General features: G+C 46.4%; 19 protein-coding genes. 12 read left to right on the top strand and 7 right to left on the bottom strand.

From position 1 onward, the window contains the following. Window positions 1-14 precede the first annotated feature (14 nt). The 3 genes from ACEW8F_RS04345 (at window position 15) to ACEW8F_RS04335 (ending at window position 3,902) form a co-directional block, all read left to right on the top strand. The gene (locus tag ACEW8F_RS04345) at window positions 15-641 is read left to right on the top strand and encodes a toxin-antitoxin system YwqK family antitoxin (RefSeq protein ID WP_373482247.1); all 627 of its coding nucleotides are present in this window, start codon (window positions 15-17) and stop codon (window positions 639-641) included. Window positions 642-907: 266 nt separating this feature from the next. Further along, window positions 908-2,116, top strand: a complete 1,209-nt coding sequence (locus ACEW8F_RS04340; protein ID WP_373482246.1) for an EAL and HDOD domain-containing protein — start codon at window positions 908-910, stop codon at window positions 2,114-2,116. 331 nt (window positions 2,117-2,447) lie between these two features. Further along, complete coding sequence (locus ACEW8F_RS04335; RefSeq protein WP_373482245.1) at window positions 2,448-3,902, top strand: helix-turn-helix domain-containing protein; 1,455 nt, start codon at window positions 2,448-2,450, stop codon at window positions 3,900-3,902. A gap of 59 nt (window positions 3,903-3,961) precedes the next feature. Here the strand turns inward: ACEW8F_RS04335 and ACEW8F_RS04330 are convergent, their stop codons facing one another. Then, window positions 3,962-4,915, bottom strand: coding sequence for a calcium/sodium antiporter (locus tag ACEW8F_RS04330; RefSeq protein WP_373482244.1), 954 nt, complete (start codon window positions 4,913-4,915; stop codon window positions 3,962-3,964). Between the two features lie 310 nt (window positions 4,916-5,225). Here ACEW8F_RS04330 and ACEW8F_RS04325 point away from each other — a divergent pair, with 310 nt between their 5' ends. Both ACEW8F_RS04325 and ACEW8F_RS04320 read left to right on the top strand, forming a co-directional pair. Further along, on the top strand, window positions 5,226-5,660 hold the full coding sequence (locus ACEW8F_RS04325; RefSeq protein WP_373482243.1) for a VOC family protein: 435 nt from the start codon (window positions 5,226-5,228) through the stop codon (window positions 5,658-5,660). A gap of 212 nt (window positions 5,661-5,872) precedes the next feature. Continuing rightward, window positions 5,873-7,483 carry a dicarboxylate/amino acid:cation symporter gene (locus ACEW8F_RS04320; protein ID WP_373482242.1) on the top strand — a complete coding sequence of 537 codons (1,611 nt, stop codon included), beginning with the start codon at window positions 5,873-5,875 and terminating at the stop codon, window positions 7,481-7,483. A gap of 32 nt (window positions 7,484-7,515) precedes the next feature. Here the strand turns inward: ACEW8F_RS04320 and ACEW8F_RS04315 are convergent, their stop codons facing one another. From ACEW8F_RS04315 to ACEW8F_RS04305, 3 genes are all read right to left on the bottom strand, one after another. Next, the gene (locus ACEW8F_RS04315; RefSeq protein WP_373482241.1) at window positions 7,516-8,718 is read right to left on the bottom strand and encodes an acetate/propionate family kinase; all 1,203 of its coding nucleotides are present in this window, start codon (window positions 8,716-8,718) and stop codon (window positions 7,516-7,518) included. 113 nt (window positions 8,719-8,831) lie between these two features. Beyond that, complete coding sequence (locus ACEW8F_RS04310; protein WP_373482240.1) at window positions 8,832-10,205, bottom strand: MATE family efflux transporter; 1,374 nt, start codon at window positions 10,203-10,205, stop codon at window positions 8,832-8,834. Between the two features lie 157 nt (window positions 10,206-10,362). Next, window positions 10,363-10,815, bottom strand: coding sequence for a MarR family winged helix-turn-helix transcriptional regulator (locus ACEW8F_RS04305; RefSeq protein WP_373482239.1), 453 nt, complete (start codon window positions 10,813-10,815; stop codon window positions 10,363-10,365). 266 nt (window positions 10,816-11,081) lie between these two features. On the opposite strand from ACEW8F_RS04305, the gene ACEW8F_RS04300 reads away from it, so the two are divergent. From ACEW8F_RS04300 to ACEW8F_RS04290, 3 genes are all read left to right on the top strand, one after another. Continuing rightward, complete coding sequence (locus tag ACEW8F_RS04300; RefSeq protein WP_373482238.1) at window positions 11,082-11,600, top strand: V4R domain-containing protein; 519 nt, start codon at window positions 11,082-11,084, stop codon at window positions 11,598-11,600. 173 nt (window positions 11,601-11,773) lie between these two features. Beyond that, window positions 11,774-13,396: a diguanylate cyclase gene (locus ACEW8F_RS04295; protein WP_373482237.1), complete on the top strand. Its 1,623-nt coding sequence runs from the start codon at window positions 11,774-11,776 to the stop codon at window positions 13,394-13,396. Window positions 13,397-13,422: 26 nt separating this feature from the next. Further along, window positions 13,423-16,383, top strand: coding sequence for an EAL domain-containing protein (locus tag ACEW8F_RS04290; protein ID WP_373482236.1), 2,961 nt, complete (start codon window positions 13,423-13,425; stop codon window positions 16,381-16,383). Between the two features lie 113 nt (window positions 16,384-16,496). Here ACEW8F_RS04290 and ACEW8F_RS04285 read toward each other — a convergent pair whose 3' ends face one another. Continuing rightward, window positions 16,497-17,978 carry a carbon starvation protein A gene (locus ACEW8F_RS04285; RefSeq protein ID WP_373482235.1) on the bottom strand — a complete coding sequence of 494 codons (1,482 nt, stop codon included), beginning with the start codon at window positions 17,976-17,978 and terminating at the stop codon, window positions 16,497-16,499. 284 nt (window positions 17,979-18,262) lie between these two features. Here ACEW8F_RS04285 and yqeC point away from each other — a divergent pair, with 284 nt between their 5' ends. Both yqeC and budA read left to right on the top strand, forming a co-directional pair. After that, complete coding sequence (gene yqeC / locus ACEW8F_RS04280) at window positions 18,263-19,015, top strand: selenium cofactor biosynthesis protein YqeC (protein ID WP_373482234.1); 753 nt, start codon at window positions 18,263-18,265, stop codon at window positions 19,013-19,015. Window positions 19,016-19,106: 91 nt separating this feature from the next. After that, window positions 19,107-19,904, top strand: coding sequence for an acetolactate decarboxylase (budA, locus tag ACEW8F_RS04275; RefSeq protein WP_373482233.1), 798 nt, complete (start codon window positions 19,107-19,109; stop codon window positions 19,902-19,904). Between the two features lie 190 nt (window positions 19,905-20,094). On the opposite strand, the gene ACEW8F_RS04270 is transcribed toward budA, so the two are convergent. Beyond that, a complete protein-coding gene (locus ACEW8F_RS04270; RefSeq protein WP_373482232.1) occupies window positions 20,095-21,510 on the bottom strand; it encodes a PLP-dependent aminotransferase family protein in 1,416 nt (471 codons plus the stop codon). 111 nt (window positions 21,511-21,621) lie between these two features. Between ACEW8F_RS04270 and ACEW8F_RS04265 the strand changes: the two genes are divergently transcribed. Next, entirely contained in the window at window positions 21,622-22,575 is a 954-nt protein-coding gene (locus ACEW8F_RS04265) for a DMT family transporter (RefSeq protein ID WP_373482231.1), read from the top strand. Window positions 22,576-22,603: 28 nt separating this feature from the next. Here the strand turns inward: ACEW8F_RS04265 and ACEW8F_RS04260 are convergent, their stop codons facing one another. Beyond that, window positions 22,604-23,071, bottom strand: coding sequence for a pyridoxamine 5'-phosphate oxidase family protein (locus ACEW8F_RS04260; RefSeq protein ID WP_373482230.1), 468 nt, complete (start codon window positions 23,069-23,071; stop codon window positions 22,604-22,606). A 187-nt stretch (window positions 23,072-23,258) separates the two neighbouring features. Between ACEW8F_RS04260 and ACEW8F_RS04255 the strand changes: the two genes are divergently transcribed. Further along, the gene (locus ACEW8F_RS04255; RefSeq protein ID WP_373482229.1) at window positions 23,259-24,353 is read left to right on the top strand and encodes a 4Fe-4S binding protein; all 1,095 of its coding nucleotides are present in this window, start codon (window positions 23,259-23,261) and stop codon (window positions 24,351-24,353) included. The last annotated feature ends 118 nt before the right edge of the window (window positions 24,354-24,471 follow it).

Below are 24,471 nucleotides of genomic sequence, written 5' to 3'. Positions count from 1 at the left end.
AAAGCGAGGTAGATATGGGCAGCATTATTTTTCTTGTCCTGATGGTCATCGTTGGCATCGGCATCTGGCTCTATCTGACATCTCAGAATAACATCCGAGGAGATGGCCAGCAACCCCAGCTAAAAATCCCCTGCAAAGACGGTTACATTATCGGTTACTATGTCGGCAGCCATTTTAACGGCCAGCGTTTTGTCAATAACCGGCTGGCCTCCGAAGGGGTTTTTGTTAACGCTGTCCAGGTGGGACCAGGAAAAGAGTATTACGAAAACGGTATCCTGAAATATGAAGGAACCTTTGTCAACGGGTTGGCCTCAGGCCAAGGGAAACTCTATGAGGAAAACGGCAAACTCAAATATATCGGTAATTTCACCTATGGCTATGCAGCCGGTCAGGGGCGGATTTTTGATACTAACGGTAAACTCAAATGCGAAGGCAATTTTGCCAGGATCCCCAGCAATCAGGAAAAGATCAAAGATCCCTCGGTTCCCACCGGGCATTGCAAAGAATATTACGATAATGGCCAGCTCAAATACGAGGGCGAATTTGTCAGTGGGGTCTGGCATGGCGAAGGGCGTTCCTATGATCGGAATGGCCAGCTGATCTTTAAAGGAAAGTTCGCCTACGGAAAGCCGGCAAAATAACAAATTCCTTTATTAAGTTTGACGAAATTTTCATCAGGAACATAAGAATTAGGAAAACACCAGAAATATAACTGGCAGGCGCTGAGTCATGGTGCTTTTATTTAATGAGTCATCAAAAGGATTTTTATAGACGTGGTTAGAGAATACCCGCACCCTCAAACCTACAAAATTCTTGTCTTAAATGAAACAGAGTGTTAGAATAACATATTGTCAAGGATAAGACAAATATAAATTTACTTGATATTAAATCAAACCTAGGAGGCCCTATGTTTATTGCCAGACAACCGATTTTCAACGCTCAGCTTGAAGTATACGGATATGAGCTTTTGTTTCGGCTTAACAGCCAGTCAACTCAGTTTGGCGGGGAATCTTCCCAGGGCGCAACCGCCATGGTCATCACCGGGTTGTTTGAATCCGGATTGGAAAATCTTATCGAAGACAAAATTGCTTTCATCAATTTTGATGAGATCTTTATCCACTCCGAGGCCGTTGAACTGATCAAACCCGATCGGATGATTGTGGAAATGTTGGAAAATATCGAGGTCAGTAACAACCTGATGGAGCGCCTGACCGATATCAAAGCAATGGGTTACAGTATCGCCCTTGATGATTTTGCTCAGACCTATCAAACCTACCCGCTGACCCCGCTGGCTGATATTATCAAATACGATATTATGGTAACCCCTCTGGATACCATTGTCGATGATATTCAGGCTGGTCTGGCTCAAGGAAAAACATTGCTGGCCGAAAAAGTGGAAACTCGGGATGAATTTCTAGAAGCGAAAAAAATGGGCTTTACCCTGTTTCAGGGCTATTTCTTCAGCAAGCCCCGGATTGCCGGCCGGTCCTTTCGGGCCACCCCTTCGCAGATTCAGTATCTTAAGCTGATGACCGAAATCCATGCTGATGAACCCTCTTTTGACCGGTTGGCAAATTTCATCGAACAGGATGTGACTCTGACCTATCGGTTGCTCCGGCTGGCCAGTTTCCGGGCAGGCAGCGAATCGATCGGAAGCATTAAATTTGCCTTAAGCTATATCGGTCTCAGAGAATTCGAACGTTGGATCAGTATTTTAATGATCCATGAATTCAGCAAGGATAAACCCACCGAACTCATCAAAATATCCCTGATTCGCACTCGTTTTGCCGAATCGCTGAGCAAGAGAGCTGGGATGATCGAGCTGGAACATGATGCTGCCCTGATGGGACTGTTCAGCATTCTGGATGCCATTCTGGATCAGCCCATGGAAGTGGTACTGGCTGGGATTACGCTGCCTCAATCGATTCTTGATGTATTGATAAAGGAGCAGGGGATTCTCTTGCCCATCTATGAATTGATGATGGCCTATGAAAAAGGGGATTGGGCGCTGGTTGAGGCAGTGGCCGAAGCGTTAAAAATCGAGGATTACTATATTTATCATGATTATCGGGAGTCCATTAAATGGGCCAATAATATCATTGGCAATATCGCTTAAAACTACTTAAAAATAAATAAGACCGGATTACAAAAATAGAATCGTTCGTTCAGTTAAACTGAGGAGCGATTTTTTGTTTCGGAATTGGTTGATGTCCTTTGTAAAGAAATAAAAAAACCAGAATATTCTGGCACACTAAACGCCACATCTTGCAATTGGTTTAAACATGGCTATAATTAAAGGAGGAAGTAGTTTTTCAGAGCCCAAAAAAGTCCTGTGAATTTGCGAAACTTAGTAATTTAATCAATGATGGCTTTGTTGCCGATTATTGTAAATCGCAAGCTTAGGAGAGTTGGCAACGGCCCAAAATAAATCAAAACAGGAGCAGCGGATGACACGATTTAGCAAAAGAATAGAAGAACTGATAGAGGAAAGCGGGGAAACCGTTCAATCCCTGGCAGAAATGGGTAACATTAACCGAAGCACCCTCCAGCGGGTTAAAACTGGGGAACGGCTGCCCACAAAAAAAGTTTTCAACAGTTTATGCAAGTCCTTACGCCTTTCAAATGCAGAAACAGAAGAATTGCAGACGCTGCTGGAAATAACCCAGGTGGGTGAACGCACCTATTACAACCGCCAAAAAATAGTGGAGCTGATCGGGATTATTTATGAATTAACCACCTTTCATATTCCATTTTCAAAAGAAATCAAGCAAAAAATCGGGTGCGAAGCGTCCACCGATGCCCGGGATAAAATCCAGATCGTTTCGGGATCCGGTTCGGTTCTGACGATGATCGAAACCAGCATTGACCGAGAACTTTTCTGCGGGGATCGTCCCCATTTAAAGCTGGCAATTCCCAGTCATTTTGAAGCGGTCTACCAGCATATTTTTCAGCAGATGCTGGGAAACCAGAAACATCTGACATTACAGGATGTCCAGAGTTTTCCGGATATCAGTGATGAAAATGCTGTCGATCCGGGACTTGGGGCCCTTAAAACATTGCTCGGCTTGTCATTGTTGAACAATGTCACCTACCACTCTCATTATTGTTATCACTTAGCCGGGGATACTCAGGAAATAAATGTCCTCTTTCCATATTTTATCCTCACCTCAGAAGATGTGATTACTATTTCCCGGGATTTCAGCCGGGCCATCTGCTATCATGATCCGGAGCTTTACAGCCTCTATCAGAAAGGCTTTGTGAATATCCTTCAGCAGACCGAACCCTTTATTGAAGAAAGCCGGGATTTATTTGCCATTTATTCCCTGGACACCACCTATCGGATCCGTCAGGTGGTGGAGCCCTTACCCTGTTTCGCCTATTATGCTACGCATGAGATGGTGGCTGACAAGGTTCGCAAGAACTTACCCTTTTATGAGCCATTGGTGGCTGCCACCAATCGCTTCTATGACTATTTTAAACAGGAAAACCGGTCGATGATCAATGTGTTTTCCCTGAAAAATCTGGAAGTATTCATGGAAAATGGCAACATGTACTTTCCCGATGAGGTTTGCGCTCCCTTTACCCCAGCCGAGCGGCTGATGTTGACTAAACGGGTTCGGGACGATATTCAGGCGGAGGCGCGGAAAACCTATGCCTTCGATGAAGAAAAGATTGCCTTGAATTCGGCGGTCGAATTTGTCAATGAAGCGACTCTGGTGCATTTGATTTTACATTACAAAAGAGCTGGTCAGCAGGTGTTTAAAACTATTAAATTAAGAGAAGAAAATATTGTGGCAGCCTTTGACGACTTTTTCAGAAGCCTACCCGGCAGCCCCTATGTTCTGCCCAAAGAAGCCACGGTGGCCGCCATGGATCAGTTGATCAGCCAGTATGAAGGCTGATGATGAAGTCGCCGCATAAATAAGCACAGGTTTTAGGCCCGTGCTTTTTTAAATTTAATTTAGGCAATGGCGCGCATAATAATAAAGGCCGAATAGCCCACATAACCCAGCATCATCACAACGCCTTCCCAGCGGCTTATTTTTTTTGAGGTGTACATCATCGGCACAACAACGACCATGGCCGCCAGCAATATCCAGAGATCGGCATAGTTTTCCATGGCAATGTTGATGGGATAAATTACACCAGAAATACCCATAACGAAAAGGACATTAAAGATATTGGAGCCGACAATATTACCAACAGCAATATCGTTTTCGCCCTTTTTGGCCGCTACCACCGAGGTGATCAGTTCCGGCAGGGAGGTGCCGATAGCCACAATGGTCAAACCGATAACGGTTTCTGACATCCCGAGTAGGGTGGCGATTTCGATGGCAGCATTTACCACTAGATCGGCACCAAAAACAATTGCCACCAATCCGCCGAGGGTAAAGAGAATGCTTTTTGGCACCGGTAACAGCAGAATCTCACCCTCGGATTCTTCCTTTCCAAGAATGGCGATCTCTACCATCGAATAAAGATAAATTGCGAAAAATAACAGTAATATCCACCCTTCAGAACGGGAGACCACAGAGATGGGGTCGCCGTTGATCAATCCATCCATAACCATCAGCATTAATGCGACGGTGGTCAGAATAGCAAAAGGCATTTCTTTAAAAATTGTTTTTGATTTGATGCTGATAGGGCTGATAAAAGCTGAGATTCCCAGGATAAAGAGGACGTTGACAATATTGGAACCGACCACATTCCCGAAGACAATTCCATTGGCCTGGTTAAGGGATCCGGAAACACTGACTGCCAGTTCCGGAGCACTGGTGCCAAAGGCCACCAAGGTCAAACCGATAACCATACTGGGTATGTTAAACCGCTTGGCAATGGAGGACGAACCCTCCACAAAAAAATCGGCACCTTTAACTAATAATACCAGCCCGATAATTAAAAATAGTATACTCACAAAAAATCCTCCCTTTATAACACAGATTGCGGATGTTAAATAAATTATTGCCTGAAACCGGACAGAAATGAATTAAAATAGAGCTCCATTAACAGCCCTTATAACAATAACAGCAGATTTGCATTTGGTCAATTTTATTTTACAGAAACTAACAGAAATTTTACCCGAAACCGTTTAAATCGTAAAAAATAGGCTATACAATGTAACAGAGTGTCATGGTTCTGTAAAATTGATTAAAACAGAAAGTTCGAAGCGAACCATGTAAGGCTTGAGCATAACGTTCGCATACAAGGGAAAAAGGAGTGTTGAAATGCAGATACAACCCTATATTAGTTTTAATGGCAATTGTCAGGAAGCAGTGGAATTCTATGCCGACGTTTTCGGCACCGATATTCCGGAAATCATCTTGTTTGGTGACAGGCTTCCCGAACCAGAAGCGGTCGAGCAAGATCGTTCCGACAAAGTGGTGATCCGGGCTGATCTGGAGGCCGATGAAATCAGGATGCTGCTTTCGGCTACCCCCCAAAAATCGCCGGATATTCAAAAAGATAAGATGACTCTGGTGATCTTCAGTGACGATCTGGATGAGATCAAAATTCTGTATTATAAATTAAAAGATGGGGGCACAGTGGAGATGGAACTTCAGGAAACCTTCTGGAGCAAGGTTTACGGATCCCTGGTCGATAAATTTGGAGTAAGTTGGCAGTTAAATTATGATGACGGCAGAATGAGTCAAGTGGTATAATAGTGGTAATCTTAGACTAATCGATTCACCATTTGATGATGATAATAGTTTTCCATCAACGTGAATAACACAGGGTATGATTGTATCCTGTGTTATTTGTGCGAGTGTCCCTGTTATTTCTGGACTTCTGGATACATCCCGAAGCCCGAAAATAGTCAGCGGTGGGGTTCTTAAAGATAGCAGTCCTAAGATACAAAGCATAAGGGGGAACCATGGAAACAAAAAAGATCTTACCACTGTGCCTGTCAAGCCTTGATGAAACCAATGCATTTGTTCAGGAACTGCTACACCAATACAAGTGTCCAAAAACAGACAATATGAAAGCCCAGCTCTTTGTGGAGGAAGCCATTGTTTATTGGGTGGAGCATGCTGAAGCAAATGCCAGTTTTGAATTGTCCATTCAGAAACGGTTTCGAACGATTACCCTGGCCTTAAATTACTGGGGGGCGCCGGAAAACCCGCTGACACTACCGGAAACATCCGAAGATGAGGAAGCCGACTATAATCGGATTGGCCAGAACATTTTAATCGGTCTGTCGGCAGTGACCTACTCCTATGAAAAAGGTTGTAACAATGTCTCCTATACCCTAAAACAGAAACCCTTGAACCCGGCCCTGACCACTGCCATCGCGCTGGTGGGGGCGATTATCGCCGGGCTTGTTTTTCAGGCGGTGGCACCTGATCTGGGCAAACAGATCGGTACCGGTATTCTGAGTCCGATCAGTAGTACATTTTTTGGCTTTCTTAACGCTATTGTTATCCCGGTGCTGTTTTTCTCGGCCATTGGCAGTATTTTCAATATGGATAACCTGGCCCAGATGAAGCGGATTTTCCGGCTGCTGCTGACCTGGACTATGGTGGTTATGCTGCTGGCATCAGCGGTTTCCTTGACGATAGCGCAGCTGTTTCTGCTGGAGGAATCAGGATCCGCCAGTCAGGGTGGACAGAGTGATCTGTGGAATCAGATCGGGACGATGGTGTTTGGGATTATCCCCACCAATATCATTCAGCCCTTTCTTGATGGCAATACCCTGGAGATTATCTTTCTGGCCATTATTGGCGGGATTGTGATGCTGACCTTAAAAGGTCGGTTTCCTGCCATTACTCGGATTATCACCGAAGCAAATCTGATCTTTGCAACCATTCTGGATGCGGTCTGCGCGTTAATGCCCGGAGTGGTGTTTATCAGTATCCTGAATATGGTGATCTCTGGGGAAGGCGCCGCGTTGCTGGGGTCCTTTCGGTTGATTGCCCTGATTCTTGGATCCTACCTGATTGTCGATCTAACCATGCTATTGAGTTTAGCTTTTTATGAAAAAATCAGCCCTCGGGCCTATCTCAAAGCCGCAGCTCCATTTTTGTTGATTGCCTTATCTACCGCCAGCTCCAGTGCTGCCTTTGCCAGTCACACGGCAACTGCGCTGAGTAAACAGAAAATCCGGGATTACGTGGTGCATTTTTCGATCCCGGTAGGGGTATTGTTTAACAAGCAGGATGCCATTCCGATGTTGCTGTTGACTTCTTTGTTTATAGGGAATATTTATGGCATCGTTTTTTCATTGCCCGATATGATTCCGGTAGTGATCCTGTGTATGATTCTTTCGGTGGCGGTTCCGCCATCCCCGGGTATGGGCGCTTTTCTCTTTACGATTGTGTTCAACCTGCTGGGGATTCCTCTGGAAGGATTGGCCCTTGCCGTGACTATTGCTATCTTTCTGGATTATCCAGCCACCACCGGGAACGTCATGACCACCAACATCGGGATGGTTCACACCGAACATCGGCTCAAAGCCAGTGAAGCAAGAAATGCAAGGTCAGTCTGATAAGATTTCTGATCCGTTAGTTCTTGGATCAATTAATCACTGTGGCTGAGGATCCCAAAGGTGTCCTCGGCAATCACCTTTTCTTCATTGGCACTGACCACCAGGATCTGAACCCCAGAATCAGCGGTGCTGATCACCCCTTCTCCAGACAGCTCCCGGTTTTTTTGAGAGTCCAATACGATCCCCATAAATTCCAGACCGGTGCAGACGGCTTCCCGGATATACCAGGCATTTTCACCGACGCCGCCGGAAAAGAGGAGCAGATCGAGACCGCCCATTTCAGCGGCATAGGCCCCAATATATTTGCGAAAGCGGTGACAGACGGTGGCAATGGTATCCTTGGCCCGCTGATTTCCAATTAAAGAAGCTTCATAAATTTCACGCATATCATTGCCCATTCCAGATAATCCCAGCCAACCACTCTTTTTATTAATCAGGGTGTCTGCATCACTAAGGGATAGATTTTCTTGCTTCATTAAATAAAGCAAGGCGGCAGCATCCATGTCACCTGCCCGGGTGGACTGAATCAGGCCTTCCTGGGGCGTGAAACCGGTGCTCACATCAATTGATTTACCATAATAAACTGCATTGGCGGTAGTACCGCTGCCCAGCATCATGTTGACAATCCGATAGCCTTCATAATCTTTTGGCAGAAATTTTTCAGCCTCGGTAACCATGCTTCGGAAAGCGATCCCATGAAATCCGTAGCGCCGGATTTTATGTTTTTCGGTGAGCTCCAGAGGCAGGGCATACAAATAGGCATGACGAGGCAGGGTCATATGGAAGCCATTGTCAAATGCCGCGATTTGGGGAATGCCTGGCAGCAGTTTTTCACAGGCATAAATGCCAGACAGGTGATGGGGGTTGTGCAGCGGCGCCAGATCCTTGATGCTTTCAATATAATCAATGACGGCGGGCGTAATGGGAATAGAATCATTGCATTGTTCACCGCCCTGAACCACCCGATGGCCGACAGCTGCCAGTTCAGTCAGGGCAAATCCCAATGACTTTTCTTTCGATTTTAAGGTATTTAGAATCAGATCAATACCACTTTCGTGATCTTTAATAGGAAGCGTTTCCAGGATTTGAACATGATTTTTAATTTTTAGTTTAAATTCCGCATCGGAGTAGCCGATCTTGCCAATGGAACCTTTGACCAGAACCTCATACTCTGGCATCCGACAAACCTGAAATTTCACCGACGAACTTCCGCAATTCAAGACAAGCATAATCATGGGTTAACCCCCTTATAAATTTGATATAGTTGTTATACCCGGATTAGCAGTGATCATCCATTTACGAACCAAAAAAAAGCATCCTCTATTAAAAGGATGCTTTTGCGTTATTTTTAGGCCAGACTGTCTTCCATGGCCAGGGAAACAGGTTCAGCTTTGCTGGCTCGAAGTTTGCGGTAGGTAACGGTGTACATTGAAACTGCCAGAATAATCGAAACGACATCGGCCAGGGGTTGGGCCCAGATAATGCCCTGGAGCTGAAACAGCGACGAGCCAATAATCAGAATCGGGATAAACGCCAGACCCTGTCGGCAAACCGTCAGGATCAGCGAAGGGATCGCCTTACCTAAAGACTGATAGACCGTGGTGACGATAAACTGGAGGCCCAGAAAAGGACTGACCAGCATTTGAATAATCAGCATCGTCGCGCCGATGGCAATGACATCAGCGTCATTGATAAAGAAGGTGATGATCTGAGTGGCAAAAAGGATCGAAAAGATCATCACCACGGTGCCCATAATCATGCCAACCACAGCAGTAAACTTGATTGCATCATTCATCCGCTTATAGTTTTGCTGGGCGTAATTGTAGCCGATAAAAGGCTGAATCCCCATGCCCAGACCCAGCGCCAGCATGACGACGATGGAGAAGACCCGGCCGGAAACACCCAAAGCGGCAATGACAGTATCGCCATAAGCTGAAGCAAAGCTGTTCAGCATGATCATCGAAAAACTCATCAGGATATTATTAATTGAGGCCGGAATCCCGATGGCAAAGGTATTTTTGGCAATGGCGCCTTCCATTCGGAAATCTTTGGGGGCGATGGAGAGGACATCACTGTGTTTGAAAATATAGTATATGAAATAAATAACGGCACAGACATTTCCAATCACGGTGGCCCAGGCCGCTCCGGCAACGCCCATGTTCATGCCCAGAATCATAATCGGGTCGAGAATGATGTTGACGATGGTTCCGATCATCATCCCGATCATTGATTCTTTGGCAGCTCCCACTGACCGGACAATCTGGGCCAGTGAATTCTGCAGGCTGATGGCCACAGCGCCATAGGCAACAATGGTTAAATAGTCTCTGGCAAAGCCGATGGTATTGGGGCTGGCGCCGGCAATCGTCAGAATTTGATCCATATAGACCAGGAATACTACCATCCCGATCAGGCCCAGCGCAATCGAGCCATAAAAAGCGAAGGAGGAGGTGTGTTTGATATCGGTGATTTTCCGCTCGCCTAACAGCCGCGAAATATAGGAACCACCGCCGATGCCAAAAATATTACCAAAGGCCATCAGCAGAAAAAAGATCGGCATCGTCAGGGTGACAGCTGCCACCTGGTTGGGGTCGCCAGTTTGGCCGACAAAGTAGGTATCGGCCATGTTGTAAACAATCGTCACCAGCATGCTCAGCATAGTGGGAATTGCCAGGGTCATAACCGCTTTAGGGATGGGGTACTTTTCAAATAAATCGTTTTTCATAAATGTTCCTTTCGTTGAATCCAAGTGATCGTTCAATGCGATACTGTTGTGAACTTCGCTGACGGTTAGCATCGAACAATATTTCCGTAAACGATAGGTTTGCATTTCGCTATCGTACTAATTAATTATTCTTTGTTGTTTGTCGGTATTGCGATTACTAAATGACAGTAGGTGGGGCGGGGCAGGTGATGTTTCTCAAGACCTGATTCAGGAGTTCTTCCAGCAGATCGATATGCTCTTCTGAAATACCACGGAGGGTATCGGTTTCCAGTCGGGTTATCTCATTACACACTAGCGGTTCCAGGGCTTGTCCTTTTTCGGTTAGCTCCAGATAATTAATCCGCCGATCATGACAATCTGGCCGTCGCCGAATGAAATTTTTCTCCACCAGGCGCTTGACAATGCCAGTAACTGTGGGTCCTTTAAGAAGGAAGGCTTCTTCAATCATCTTTTGATTGATTTCCTGATCCTGATTATGCAGCAGAAACATAATCACTGAAAACTGGGATGAGGTCAGATCCCATTGTTTCAGCAAATGGTTAAACTGCATTTCCATAATGTTGTTTAATTGTTTCACCGTTTTTCCAAAATTAAAGTGTTGCTTTTTCATTACTTCTCCAATACTTAGCATGCTATCTATTTTAGCTGAAGAATTTTTTATTGTCAAGTCAACTTTTATGAGAATCGTTTTCAAAAAAATTTCATTGGCCTTGTTTTCAAAATAAAACATGTTCGTTGATAAAAAGCGGCTTAGCAAATTAAAGCACCTTGACAATCCCCCGGGTCAACGTGGTAAAATAATGAAATAAAATTAATTTAAGGATGACATAAGAAAACAGAAAAAATATTAAATCATTAAAATCGGAGGGTATCATCGTGAAAAGAAAATATGAGTTTTCATGGGATCTATTGGGAGATATTGGCGAAGGACGTCCCAATTTGGGCAATACCACCCGGGTTGAGGTATATCGGTTGATGCAATTTACATTTAGAGATATCATCGAAAAACATGTCGGCATACAAAAAACCGATGAAATTTTTTATGAGGCCGGTCAGCTGGCCGGAAACGCATTTTACCAGAATATGATCACAAAAACAGATGAGCTCAATAATTTTGTCAATCAGCTGAAAGCGGTGCTCAAGGAATTGGGCATGGGCATTCTTCGGGTGGAAGAAGCAGACATCGAAAAAGGCGAATTAATTTTGACTGTCTCAGAAGATCTGGATTGTTCCGGATTGCCTGAGGAAGGGTATGAGATCTGCACCTATGATGAAGGCTTTATTTCGGCTTTGCTTGAGAATTTTTCCGGGAAACCCTTTATTGTCAAAGAAATTGATTGCTGGTGTACCGGTGATCGAACCTGTCGTTTTAGTGCTAAAGCCGTAACACAGTAACTGGAAAATTTTGTGAGCTCAGAAATCAATTCTGCATAAAAGATGTTCACTACATGTCGTACAGTCTATCATCGGTAAACAATGGGTGATGGAACTAAATGATAGACTGTTCGAAGATTAAAATTACGTAAAAAATAGTAATAGTTAAAATGGAAGGGAGCTGACAATCGGATATGATCAGCAAAGATGCACGGTCAATTTTAGAGTATTTTAAATCCCTGCTCAATGACCTTCGCGTCAGAGCGGTTCCCCCAGAAAATATCAGCAGTGATGACACCTTTTTAGAGGTTGATCAAACCATTAAAACGATGAGAAACGCAGCGGCAGAGTTGGGGAATGGAAATCTTTCCCATGACATAAAAGGAAAAGGCTACGTACTGGGATCGATGAAAAACCTCCAGGCGTCGCTTCGAAACCTGACCTGGATAACAAAAACGATAGCCTCTGGGGATTTTTCCCAGCGGGTTCATTTTCTCGGCGATTTTTCGGATGCCTTCAACAGCATGACCGAAAAACTGGAATCTTCCATCCATGAGTTAGAAGAAGCCCGTTCCCATTTTGAAATGGTTTTTCAGACAATCCCGGACGCAACCGTCATTACAACAATCCAGGATGGCTCCGTGATTGCCTATAATCGGGCTTTTCTCGAAGCTACAAAATTCACCGATAAGGATTTAGAAATGGGTTTATTTAATATCTGTGATCTTTATGTTGATCATAGTCAACGGGTAGCCTTTATAAAAAAGCTGGAAACGGATGGCTTTGTTGAAAATATTGAGTTTTCCTTTTATGGAAAAAACAATGAAGCCAATATCGGGCTGGTTTCGGCAAAGATAATTATCATTGATGGCGTTCCCCACACCCTCAGTGTGATCCGGGATATTACCGAGCTCAAGGCGATTGAAGCGAAACTGAAGCAGAGCGAAGAACTGCATCGGCTGCTGGCGGATAATGCCGCTGATGTGATTTGGACCATGGATCTAGAAGGACGTTTCACTTATATCAGCCCTTCAGTGGAAAAACTCCGGGGCTACACGGTGGAAGAAGTCATGTCCCAGTCCCAGGAAGAGGTCTTGTGTCCGGGCTCGTTGATTCATATGCATGAGGGACTGAACCGGGCCATCCACTCAGTGCAGAACGGTCACCCTTTTCAAGTCTTTCGGGGGGAACTGGAACAACCCTGCAAAGATGGTACCACCGTCTGGACTGAAGCAACGGTATCCGGTATTTACAGCGAAGATGGGCGCTTTATCGGAATGCTCGGGGTCACCCGGGATATCAGTGAACGAAAACTGATGGAGGAAGAAATCCGGCGACTGTCGATTACCGATAAACTGACCCAGAGTTTCAATCGCTTAAAATTGGACGAAACCCTGGAACAGCAATTTGAAAGGTCTCAAACCAGTTTAGCGCCATTTGCCATCATCATTCTGGATATTGATCATTTTAAGCTGGTCAACGACACCTATGGTCATCAGGTCGGGGATCGGGTACTGATTGAGCTGGTCACAGTTCTCAACCAAAATGTCCGCACTGGCGATGTGGTCGGGCGTTGGGGCGGAGAAGAGTTTCTGATAATTCTGCCAGACACCCGTCTGGAAGAAGCTACCGGGCTGGCTGAACGCCTGCGTCAGGCAGTGGCCACTCATTTATTTACAAAAGCCGCTCAGGTAACGATCAGCCTCGGAGTGTCAGCATATAAAATCGACAGTTCACCGGAAACTATCGTTTCGCGGGCTGATAGGGCCTTATATCAGGCCAAGGAAAAGGGCCGCAATCGAGTTGAAGTGAGGTAAAGAGGATTTTTTTAACGGAGGGGTAGATGACAAACAAAGAGCCAAGTCAAAAAAGGAACTGGAAAAAATCAGCCAAGACCGTTTTTATTGCAAGTCTGTTCATCTTTATAAGTATGCTCTTAGAGCCGGCTTTATTTGTTCAGGCCGAGGACGAAAAGACCGTTCTTTTTATCAGTTCCTACAGCGAGAGCTTTGTCTCGGTACCCGACCAGATTGCCGGTATCAAGTCGGTTTTTAAAGAACAGAGAATTAAACTGGAAATTGAATACATGGACACCAAACGCCTGGATACCCCGGAGAACAAACAGGTTTTTTATGAGAGCCTGAAATTCAAATTGGCTAATCTGCCGCCCTATGATGCGGTGATTGTAGGAGATGATAATGCCCTCCAATTTGCTATGGATCATCAGGATGAACTCTTTCCCCAGATACCCATTGTTTTTTTAGGGGTAAATGATGAAATCCGAGCCACTCAGGCAGCAAAAGACCCTTATATCACTGGTAATATTGAGAAAATATCGATTAAAGAAACCCTGGAGATTGCTCAGGTGTTTAACCCTAAGGCCACCAGGGTGGTGGGTATTGCTGATGAAACCTTAACCGGTATGGGCAACCGCCAGCAGTTTGAAACTTTACTTCAGGACTTTCCGGAACTCACCTTTATCACCATCAATACTCCCGACTATACCTTTGCCGAGCTGGGGGCAGAGGTAAAGAAACTTGGTGATGAGTCTATACTGCTGTTTCTGGATATGAATCCGGATAAAAATGGAGAATATATGGAATTTGAAAAGGCTGCTGCCTTTTTAAACCAGCATACCCAAATACCGGTTTACCGGGCTTCGGTGGGCGGGGTCGGCGATGGACTCATCGGTGGAAAAATGGTCGACTATGAAGCCATGGGTAAAACGGCGGCTGAGTTGGTCAGCGATATTTTTGAGGGTACGCCAGTGGAAACCATCCCTTTAATAATCGAGACGCCCTATTATTATATTTTCGATTATGCACTAATCCAAAAATACCAGATTCCCGATCAGCTGATTCCCAGCGATGCCGTGCTGATTAATAAGGTCGAAAATCCCCTGGACAAATACCGCAATGTAATTCTGGCCACGGCCATTATGCTAAGCTTTCTGACCCTGCTGACGTTGATTTTAATCTATGATAATATGAAACGCCGGAGCATGCAAAAAGCTCTGGAGGCCAGCAATACCGAGCTAAAGCTCACCTATGACGAACTGGAAGCAGTGGAGGGGAGCTTGCGGCGGCAATATAGCGTGATGGAAGAACATGACCGGGAAGTCGGCGAACTGAATCAGAAGTTTGAGCTGGCCATCGAAGAAACTAACAGTGCCGTTTGGGAAGTGGATCTCATTTCCAAAAAGATATATTTTGCGGGAGATTTTTCTCGGATTATTAACAAAACTGTCAGCAATGGTCTCAATGTCTATGGCTGGATGAAAATTGTGATGGAAGCAAGCCATCGCAGGCAGCTGCTTGCGGAAGTTCGAAACTACCTTGCAGGTAAATCAAACCAGATCAATATTCAGGTTTTGACGAGCGGGGAAGAGCATCATCAAAAGTGGTTGCTGATTCGGGGAAAAGGGATGAAATCAGAAACCGGGTACTATAACAAGTTACATGGAATTTTACTTGATAATACAAAGTTCAAGAACCAGGAAGAACAGATCCGCTATCTGGCCAGACATGATTTCTTAACTCAACTGCCGAATCGCATGAGTTTTTTGAATCAATTTGAAAAAGAACTCAAAGCTGGCCGCACCGGTGCGGTGCTGCTACTGGATGTCGATAATTTCAAGAGCGTCAATGATACCCTCGGTCATCTCCATGGTGACGAATTGCTAAAACAAATTGCCGGTCGTCTGATGGACATGTCCGACGATAATATGATGGTTGGCCGATTGGGTGGGGATGAGTTTCTGATTCTGATTACTAATAAATGTCATCAGGCAGATATTGAAACATATGCCAATAAGATTCTGAGCGCATTTAATGAAGCCTTTATCCTGGACAGCCGGGAAGTCTTTGTAAGTATCAGTATGGGCATTTCTTGCTATCCATATGACAGCAGTGCTATTGATCAACTGATTATGAATGCAGATACAGCCATGTATGAGGTTAAAAATCGAGGAAAAAATCACTACATGTATTATCATCATGAATTGAAAAATGAAATGAAACGGAAAATCGAAATAGAAGCTATTCTGAGATCGGCCCTGAAGTCTGATGGGTTTAAGCTGGTTTATCAGCCCCAGGTGGATTTAAGCACTGGCCTGATCATCGGGTTTGAAGCCCTCTTAAGGCTCAAGGAACACAGTCTGGGTCCAGACAAGTTTATTCCGGTGGCCGAAGAAACCGGGCTAATCAGTGAGATCGGCCGATGGGTAGCCCGGGAAGCCGTGGAACAGATCATCCGTTGGCGAAACAAGGGCCTGACAGAAAAACCTGTGGCTATCAATTTTTCCAACCGGCAGCTTCGTGACAAAGAGTATATCACCCACATCACGACTCTGCTATCAAAACATAAATTGGATCCCCAGTTTATTGAGATTGAAATTACAGAAAGCATTTTAATGGAAAATGACTGCAAGACCGATCAGTTTTTAAAAGCTATCAGAGAAGCCGGCTTGTCATTGGCCCTAGATGATTTTGGCACCGGTTATTCGTCCTTGAATTGCCTGACTTATCTGCCGGTCAACAAAATAAAACTGGATAAATCCATCAGCGATCTATTTTTACAGGGCAACCGGATTGCGGTAATTGAAAGTCTGATTCTATTGGCTCACAGCCTTAACTTAAAAATTATGGCAGAGGGAATTGAGGCGTGGGAAAATTATCGCATCCTGAAAAACAGTGAGTGCGATGCAATCCAGGGTTATGTGTTTAGCAGGCCTCTGGATCCGGATGAAATCGAAACGATTTATAATCAGAACTTGATAAAAAAACAGCAGGATCTAAATGCCTGAGGATCTGGGTTATCCGGTTAAGAAAATAGTCAAAATAAGAATCCCGTCATCATCGACTACGATGATGACGGGATTCTTTACGGGGATGGGTTGGATTGAAAATTTAATCAAACTTATAAATGAAGCTTATCCAGACCATGTCGGCCCCGTTTTAAGACCAGGACCAGATAGATGATGGCCGCAGCAGCGCCGATCAGATAGGACAGGATATAGCTGTTGGGGTCGATACCCAACAGCGGGCCCAGTCGCGGTTCGAGACCCAGACCAATCGGCGCATGGCAGATATAACTGATTACGATAAAGGTGTAAAACATCCCCGGGAGCAGCGAGATCCAGATTATTTTCTGCTCGGTTTTTAAATAAACGGCCGCCATCGCCAGGGCGAAAATTGCCACAAACTGGTTGGTAAAACCAAAATACTGCCACAGCAGGTTAAACCCATTGGGCGAGGTCTTGGCAAAAACTAGAATCACAATCGCCGGGATAAAGATCGCCAGGGTTGTCAGCAGCCGTTTTGTGATGACGGTCTGATCGATATTAAAGGCTTCGCCGACCATCAGTCGCAGCGACCGAAAAGCGGTATCACCGGAAGTGATCGGTAGCACAATGACCCCGAGGATGGCAAAGAAGGCCCCGATCGGCCCCAGAAATTCGCGTGAGATCAGACCCACCATGGCGGTAGCGCCAGTGCTTAAATCGATGCCGCGATTAAAGAGGATCATCGCTCCGGCGGCCCAGCACATGGCAATAAAGCCTTCCATGATCATCATGTTGTAAAAGGTCGCGCGCCCCTCTTTTTCGGAGGTAACGGTTCGGGAAATCAGGGTCGACTGACTGCCGTGGAAGCCGGACAGGATCCCGCAGGCGACAGTAATAAAGAAAACCGGAATAAATTGCTGACCGAGGGGATGCTGGGGCAGGGTTTCCCAGGACAGGTTCTGGAGATTGACGCCGCCATCGATCATGATGCCGGCAAAAACGCCCAGCGCTGAGAGGATCAGAATGGCCCCGAAAATCGGATAGACCCGACCGATTATCTTATCGATGGGAAAGAAGGTGGCGATTAAATAATAACCAAAAATAGCCGCATAGACGATCCAGATGGTGATGTTCTGGGCACCGGCATCCTTATTCAGGATATCCTTGGTGATCAAATCGCCGGGGGTGTAGATAAAAACAACGCCGACCAGAAATAGCAGCAACCACAACACCAGGGTGTAAAAACGCTTGACCCTGGTGCCCAGATATTTGCCAACCATCCGGGGCATCTGGGCGCCGCCGTTTCGGATTGAAATCATCCCGTTGAGGTAATCATGGACAGCCCCGGCCAGAACACAGCCAATCGGGATCGTGATAAACGCCAGCGGCCCGAACAGAATCCCCTGGATTGGTCCCAGCACCGGTCCGGTCCCGGCAATGTTCAGCAACTCAATTAACTGATTTTTCCATTTGGGCATAGCCACAAAATCGACTCCATCGGCCTGGCTGATGGCCGGCGTCTGGCGGTCATCCGGGCCAAACACCTTTTCGACCAGCTGGCCGTAGAAAAATCCGCCTAAAATTAAAATAAATAGTCCGACAATAAAGGTAATCATAATGCCTCCTCTGTAGCTGCAAGGCTTTTGCGGTAGAAAAAAAGCCGTAAGCTCAACCACAGCTTCATTCTATCATTGCTTAAAACTGCCGTCAATGCCGCGGCACCGTCGGGACGGTTAATTATCGGAATCTTTTAGCGAATTCACGATCACTTAAAAAAAACAACCGATAATTACCATTGCATCGCAAGGAATTGCGGTGTAAAATTAAGCGGATGAACACCCCCGGGAAGTTGATCACGTTTACGGACTTGCCAAGCATCAATAGAATGGGAGAGAGAACCGTGATAAATCTTATTGACAAGCTGAATATCACCGAAAATGATATCATTACCATCACTGGCGGCGGCGGCAAAACCGCGCTGATGTTTGCCCTCAGCAAGGAACTGGCAGCCCGCAAGCTTAACCATGTGATGACCACCACCGCAAAAATCTGTATTGCCGATGTCCCGGAGCAGCAGTGCCTGATCCGCGATAAAATGACGGCCGTGATCGCGGCGATCGCTAAAGACCCTCAACGGGAATGGCTGATCGGGAAGGAAAGAGTCAACGGTCAGAAAATATCGGGGTTTTCCGAAGCCGAGCTGATGGCTTTAAAAGCGGCGATTGTGCCGTTAGTCATTATTAACGAAGGAGACGGATCAAAACGCAAACCCTATAAATTCTATCGCGACTACGAACCATCGATTCCGTCAAGCACCACCAAACTGATTCACGTCATGGGAGCTGAGATCCTGTTTCGAAAAATTGACGAAACGACCTTTCATCGCTCGGAATTATATTACCCTCAACAAAAACAAAATAATAATGAACCGGCGATTTTTGATGAAGTCGTATTACAGCAGACTCTGGCCGCATTTATTGACAATAAACTAACCCAGACCCTGGCGAAAAATACCACCCGGATTCTGTTTATCAACAAAGCTGATGGCGACAACGAGCCAAACGCCCGGATCATCGCAAAAATCGGAGCGCCCTTGTTTGACCATTGTCTGCTCGGTTCGCTAAAAGAGGGCTGGGTTGAGCAAATTAAATAAACACCAGGCGTTTGCGAAACTAAAAAATACCGAAGCCAACGCTCACGGAACTTTCGCAATGACCTGAATGACAATGAAAGAAGGAACTTAAATGAAAATAAAAATTACCGCTATTGTTTTATCGCTCTTATCTGTGGTTACGCTGGCCGGCTGTGCCGCCGCAACCACTAACACCAGCAGTGACGCCGCCGCCAAAGAGGATACCCTCTTCCAGGCGTCGACCATTAATTCCCTGCTGGCCGGGAATTACGATGGCTTTATGAGTTTTGGCGAATTAAAGCAACACGGCGATGTCGGCATCGGCACCTTTAATGCCCTGGACGGCGAGCTGGTGATGATTGACAATACCGTCTACAAGGTCAAAGCCAGCGGGGAAGTGGTGGAAGTCCCGGATGCCGACACCACCCCCTTTGCCGCCGTCACCTATTTTAATGAGGATGCGACCAAATCATTAGGCCCAACCGCCAGTCTGGCGGCTCTGGAGCAGGAACTCGACAAACTGATAACCAATCCGGAGGCCTTTTATGTATTCCGGATTGACGGCACCTTCAACACCATCAAAGCCCGTTCGGTGCCCAGTCAGGAAAAACCCTATCCGGTGCTTTCTGAAGCTGTCAAAAAGCAAGCTATCTTTGACTACCAAAAGATCACTGGAACCCTGGTCGGTTTGTGGTGCCCGGAGGATATCGGCGGCCTGAATGTCAAAGGCTACCACTTCCATTTCATCGCCGATGACCGCAGCAAGGGCGGCCACCTCCTCGATGTCAGCTTCGACAGCGCCGCCGCCTTTATCGATCAAACCGACGGTTTTTTCATGACCCTGTCCCCAAATACCCCCACGGAAACCGTTACTGATGCCGAATCCGCCATCGATGCCGTCGAAAAATAGCCAGTTTCGAATCTATCTCTTGAGGTTATCGCTATACTACCGTACCGACCAATTGTTAATCTGTTGTTCGCCGCGGAATCGGACAGGCTCTGCCGTGTCCGCTCCGATGCGTACAACATGATGTAACAATTGTCGGTACTGGGTTATCATTTTAACTATCTTGACACTCGCGCGAGTGTCTTTTTTGTGTTCAAGATTCCGGTTGTCGAAGGGCCGTACAGAGCCGGGTGATGCCGGTGGTGATTTCGGCAAAGGTTAGATGGGCGTAGCCGAGGAGGATGTCGCTGCAGTAGGGCGTCTTGTTGCCAAAAACGTAGTTTTCGATGGGATAGACCCGCACCTGCTGGGCATTGATGCGATTGATCAGTGGGCCGTCAAAAACAACGCCGTTAAAATGAACAACCATATGCAGTCCGGCGGCATGGCCTTTTATTTCGAATTCATCAGGATAGCAGCGGGATAATTCATCAATCAGATGCTGTCGTTTTTTTGCATAGATTTTTTTCATCTTCCAGATATGCTTTTCCAGCCCGCCGCTGTCAATAAATTCAGCCAGAGCGTATTGGGTAAGGGCTTCGGTATGGACATCGGAGTATTTTTTAAGCTCCAGATAGGGTGCAATGAGTGGCTCCGGGAGAATCAGATAGCCCAGTCGAATGGCCGGGGTGAGGATTTTGCTGAAGGTCCCCAGGTAAATGACCCGGTCAGGACTTAGCTCATAAAGTGATGATACCGGCTGGCCTTCAAAGCGGAATTCGCTGTCATAGTCATCCTCCAGCAGATAAGCATCGTTGGCAATGGCATATTGAATCAGTTTCTGACGGCGTTGGATCGGCAGAATGCCGCCCAGCGGGTATTGATGAGACGGGGTCGTATAGATAAAGGCCGGGGCTGGGTGGGGGGCAAGTAAATCGGTTATCAGACCCTGATCATCCACCGGAATCCCGATTAAATTGAGTTTTGAGCGCTCAATAATCTTGCGCAATCCGGGATGGGTGGGATCTTCAATCAGCACCGCTTGCTGCTGATCATAAAATAAAGCGGCGATCAGCGCCAGTCCCTGGGTTGAACCAGAAACAATCATAATCTGATCAGGATCACAATCGAGTCCCCGAGTTCGCCGCAAATAGTCGGCAATCGTCTGGCGCAAGCTCAGCACCCCAGCACTGGGGTGATAATGAAAAGCCGCTTCGGGCACCTGATCAAGGCTGCGCTGATAGGCTTTTTTCCACTCCGACAGCGGAAACTGGGGCGAATCGATGACGCCGGACTGGAAATCAATAACTGCGGTTTCCGGTTGGTTGTTTTTCGATCCGGCAGCGTCACTTTTATGTGCAGCAGTTTCCAGCGGGATCGCAAGAACATCGATCCCGCTGGCGACCACCGTACCGGAACCATGATTTCCAATCAGATAGCCCTCGGCAATCAATTGATTGTAGGCATCGAGAACGGTGCTTCGGGATATCCCCAGATCGGAGGCTAGCTGTCTGGTTGCTGGCAGCTTCTCAGCCGGGGCAAGCCGGCCGTCTAAAATCTGATACTTGATCTGATCATAAAGCTGTCGCATCAAGGTGCGGGCACTCTTTTTATCGATATTAATCCACATCACGTTCCTCCTAAAGTGGTTTGCTAAAAAACCGTTTAAGTGGTTCTTTACAAACCACATCGATCAGGTAATATTTTATCATAACTATATCGAGGAGAAAAGAGGATTATCATGGGAGAAAAATTAAGCGCCTATCTGGATTTAACACTGGCGATGCTGATCGCTGGCAGTGCGGTTGTGGTCAGTAAGATGATGGTGGCAAAAGTGCCGGTATTTTTGGCCACCGAATTGGGGATTGCGATCGGGCTGATCTTTTTGTTGCTGGTCACCTTTGTGATCAAAAAAGAACACCACCGCTTAGATAAAAAAACCGTTGCGGTGCTATTGGGTCAGGCCCTGGCCGGGATTGTGCTCTACCGGGTCTTTCTTTTCTGGGGCCTGCAGCTGACCTCAGCCGCCAACAGCGGTTTGATTTCCAGCTCGGGGCCGGCGATTGTGGTGATTCTGGCGTTTTTGATCTTAAAAGAGAAGATCTCAAAAAACAACGCCATTGGTCTGGCTTTTGTGATCGTTGGATTGCTCTGTATTAATCTCTACACCTATTTTACTGAGGGGTCTCTTGACAGCTCAGTGCTGGGAAATTTTCTGATTCTGATTGCCGTTATTGGCGAGGGATTATTTTCGGTGCTCAGTAAAATAAAGTGCGTCCCAATGTCCCCGGTGTACCGGACAACGCTTGTGGCGGGGCTGGCCTTTATCTGCTTATTGCCTCTTGCCATTTATGACGCCTGGGGCTATCCATTTGCAAAAATGTCGCTCCAGACGATTTTGTGTATTGGCTATTACGGGGTCTTTGTCTCATTTATATCTTATGTCCTGTGGTTTCGGGGGATTGCGAAGGTCGCGGCCAGCAACGCGGCGATTTTCACCAGCGTGGTGCCGGTCAGCAGTATTATCCTGGCCGCCGTCCTGCTTAATGAAAAAATCCAGCTCAGTCATTTGCTGGGGATGAGCCTGATTATCTGTGGTATTCTCATCGCCACGAAAAAGCCACAGGCAAGCCCCAGCGAAATGGCCGGCCCGGAGATTAAAACCAACATCGCTGAAAATATCGAAATCAAATGACCCCTGCCGATAACAGACAGCGCAGCGGCTAGTGTCGTTTGCCCGAATAACTGCTAAGTTCAACCGCAATCACGGCGGTCTGATCGAGGACATGCTGATCAAAGCTGAAATCGTCCCAGCCGGTCTGCTGTTTCATAATCGCCTGTAAGGCCTGGCCTTTGGCTGCGGCATCGTCAAGAAAAAGCGCCTGACCGGTGCCGATAAAACTCTCAAAATAGCAGCTGTAATCACAGCCCTTTTCGCCGCTGAGTAGCTCTTTCATCTGATCCATCTCAATACAGACCTGATTGTTTTGTTTCAGGATGTCCATTTTGCGGCCTTCCTTGGCACAGTGCAGAAAGACAGTAATGACTGAATCATCCCGGCGATAGCCAAAATTCAGGGGCACCACATAGGGCTGACCATTGTCAACCATGGCCAGCCGGCACACCTTACAGCCGTTAATAATTTCAATAAGCTCCGTTAGTTCTACTACTTCCCGATTTGCTCGTCGCATTAGATGCCTCCACTTGTTTTTATTATTTATTCATTAAATTATAATCATATAATTGTAACTTATCGTACCGATTTTCACCCCAGCAGTCAAGCAGCTTTTTCAGATTGGCATCATGACCATTCTTGTGTTTATCGCGAAAGAAGCTTATAATTAAGAAAAAATTGCAGTTAATGAGGGAGACGAAGCCATGACGAATCACAATAATTCTGGAGAAATTAAAGCCTCCAGCGAGATAAACGCACTAAAAACAATCCTGTGGGTGTATATCATCCTCTGCCTGATCATTGCCGGGCTGAATTTTGGCTATGTCAGTCGCGCCACCCCGGAAGTGGCTGCCTTTATCAGCTGGCTGTGGGGGTTTTATGAAAATTGGGTCAAGACCATATTTATTGTTCTGGGCAGCTTTCTGACCCTGCGCATTATCGGCTCATCGCAACGGACCGTGATGCGAAAACGTAATCTGACCGGTTTTATCGTGATGGCTCTGGTCGTTCATATTCTGGGGCCAATACTTTTAGATAATCAGGAGCTCTACTTTTTTGCAATGCCGTTGCCCTGGACCACCATCCCCCTACAGCTGATGGACCCCGGTACTGCTTTTTATCTAAAATATCTGCCGATCTTTGGCCTCACTGGGATCTCTCTGGCGCTGCTTTTTTATCTGCTCGTCACCATCGTTGTCCTGGTCGGAACCCTGCTGCTGGGCCGGCGCTGGCAGTGTTCGACACTGTGCCTGTTTAATGGTTTTGCCAGTGAGGTTTTTGATCCGGTGATGCCCTTGCTGGGGTCCCGAAAAAAAGTCAAAGCCCGCGGTTTAAAACGGTTTGCCTTCCTGCGCTGGCTGTTTCTGGTGATCGCCGTCGGTTTTACCGCCTACTGGGTATTATATCTGCTGGGCCTGCCGCTGATTAACAGCGATGCGGTGGCAAAAGTCGAAACCTATAAATACCTCTCCACCGAGCTGCTGATGGCGATGTTTTTCTGGGTAGTCTTTAGCGGCCGCGGCTACTGTTACTATTGTCCCCTGGGAACGGTGGTGGGCCTGCTCGGCAAGCTGGTGGGGCAGCAAATAACAACCAATCAGAACAACTGCATCCAATGCGGACGCTGCAATGCCGCCTGTCCGATGTCAATCGATTTAAAAACCCGCGCTGCCACCGGCAGGCCGGTATCCGAGTTGCGCTGCGTCGGCTGCGGTCACTGTGTCGACAGTTGTCCCACCGAGACCCTGGCTTATTCAACCCAGTTTATCGAGCTCTTAAAAAAAAGAAGAAATAACTAGCTAACTCAGTACCGACCCTTGTTAATCTGTTGTGTGCTTCCACGGCGAACAACAGATTAACAAGGGTCTGACCCCTCGGTCATTGCTCAGTTCGACCGTTTATCGCCAACAAAAAAAG

This window comes from Acetobacterium sp., assembly GCF_041752335.1.
Classification (GTDB): domain Bacteria; phylum Bacillota; class Clostridia; order Eubacteriales; family Eubacteriaceae; genus Acetobacterium.
This window is presented reverse-complemented; position numbering and strand designations above follow the sequence as displayed.

Bases quoted from the DNA above. Each gene is read 5' to 3' on its own strand.
- ACEW8F_RS04345 (WP_373482247.1), top strand. From the start codon at position 15: ATGGGCAGCATTATTTTTCTTGTCCTGATGGTCATCGTTGGCATCGGC.
- ACEW8F_RS04340 (WP_373482246.1), top strand. From the start codon at position 908: ATGTTTATTGCCAGACAACCGATTTTCAACGCTCAGCTTGAAGTATAC.
- ACEW8F_RS04335 (WP_373482245.1), top strand. From the start codon at position 2,448: ATGACACGATTTAGCAAAAGAATAGAAGAACTGATAGAGGAAAGCGGG.
- ACEW8F_RS04325 (WP_373482243.1), top strand. From the start codon at position 5,226: ATGCAGATACAACCCTATATTAGTTTTAATGGCAATTGTCAGGAAGCA.
- ACEW8F_RS04320 (WP_373482242.1), top strand. From the start codon at position 5,873: ATGGAAACAAAAAAGATCTTACCACTGTGCCTGTCAAGCCTTGATGAA.
- ACEW8F_RS04315 (WP_373482241.1), bottom strand. From the start codon at position 8,718: ATGATTATGCTTGTCTTGAATTGCGGAAGTTCGTCGGTGAAATTTCAG.
- ACEW8F_RS04310 (WP_373482240.1), bottom strand. From the start codon at position 10,205: ATGAAAAACGATTTATTTGAAAAGTACCCCATCCCTAAAGCGGTTATG.
- ACEW8F_RS04305 (WP_373482239.1), bottom strand. From the start codon at position 10,815: ATGAAAAAGCAACACTTTAATTTTGGAAAAACGGTGAAACAATTAAAC.
- ACEW8F_RS04295 (WP_373482237.1), top strand. From the start codon at position 11,774: ATGATCAGCAAAGATGCACGGTCAATTTTAGAGTATTTTAAATCCCTG.
- ACEW8F_RS04290 (WP_373482236.1), top strand. From the start codon at position 13,423: ATGACAAACAAAGAGCCAAGTCAAAAAAGGAACTGGAAAAAATCAGCC.
- ACEW8F_RS04285 (WP_373482235.1), bottom strand. From the start codon at position 17,978: ATGATTACCTTTATTGTCGGACTATTTATTTTAATTTTAGGCGGATTT.
- budA (WP_373482233.1), top strand. From the start codon at position 19,107: ATGAAAATAAAAATTACCGCTATTGTTTTATCGCTCTTATCTGTGGTT.
- ACEW8F_RS04270 (WP_373482232.1), bottom strand. From the start codon at position 21,510: ATGTGGATTAATATCGATAAAAAGAGTGCCCGCACCTTGATGCGACAG.
- ACEW8F_RS04265 (WP_373482231.1), top strand. From the start codon at position 21,622: ATGGGAGAAAAATTAAGCGCCTATCTGGATTTAACACTGGCGATGCTG.
- ACEW8F_RS04260 (WP_373482230.1), bottom strand. From the start codon at position 23,071: ATGCGACGAGCAAATCGGGAAGTAGTAGAACTAACGGAGCTTATTGAA.
- ACEW8F_RS04255 (WP_373482229.1), top strand. From the start codon at position 23,259: ATGACGAATCACAATAATTCTGGAGAAATTAAAGCCTCCAGCGAGATA.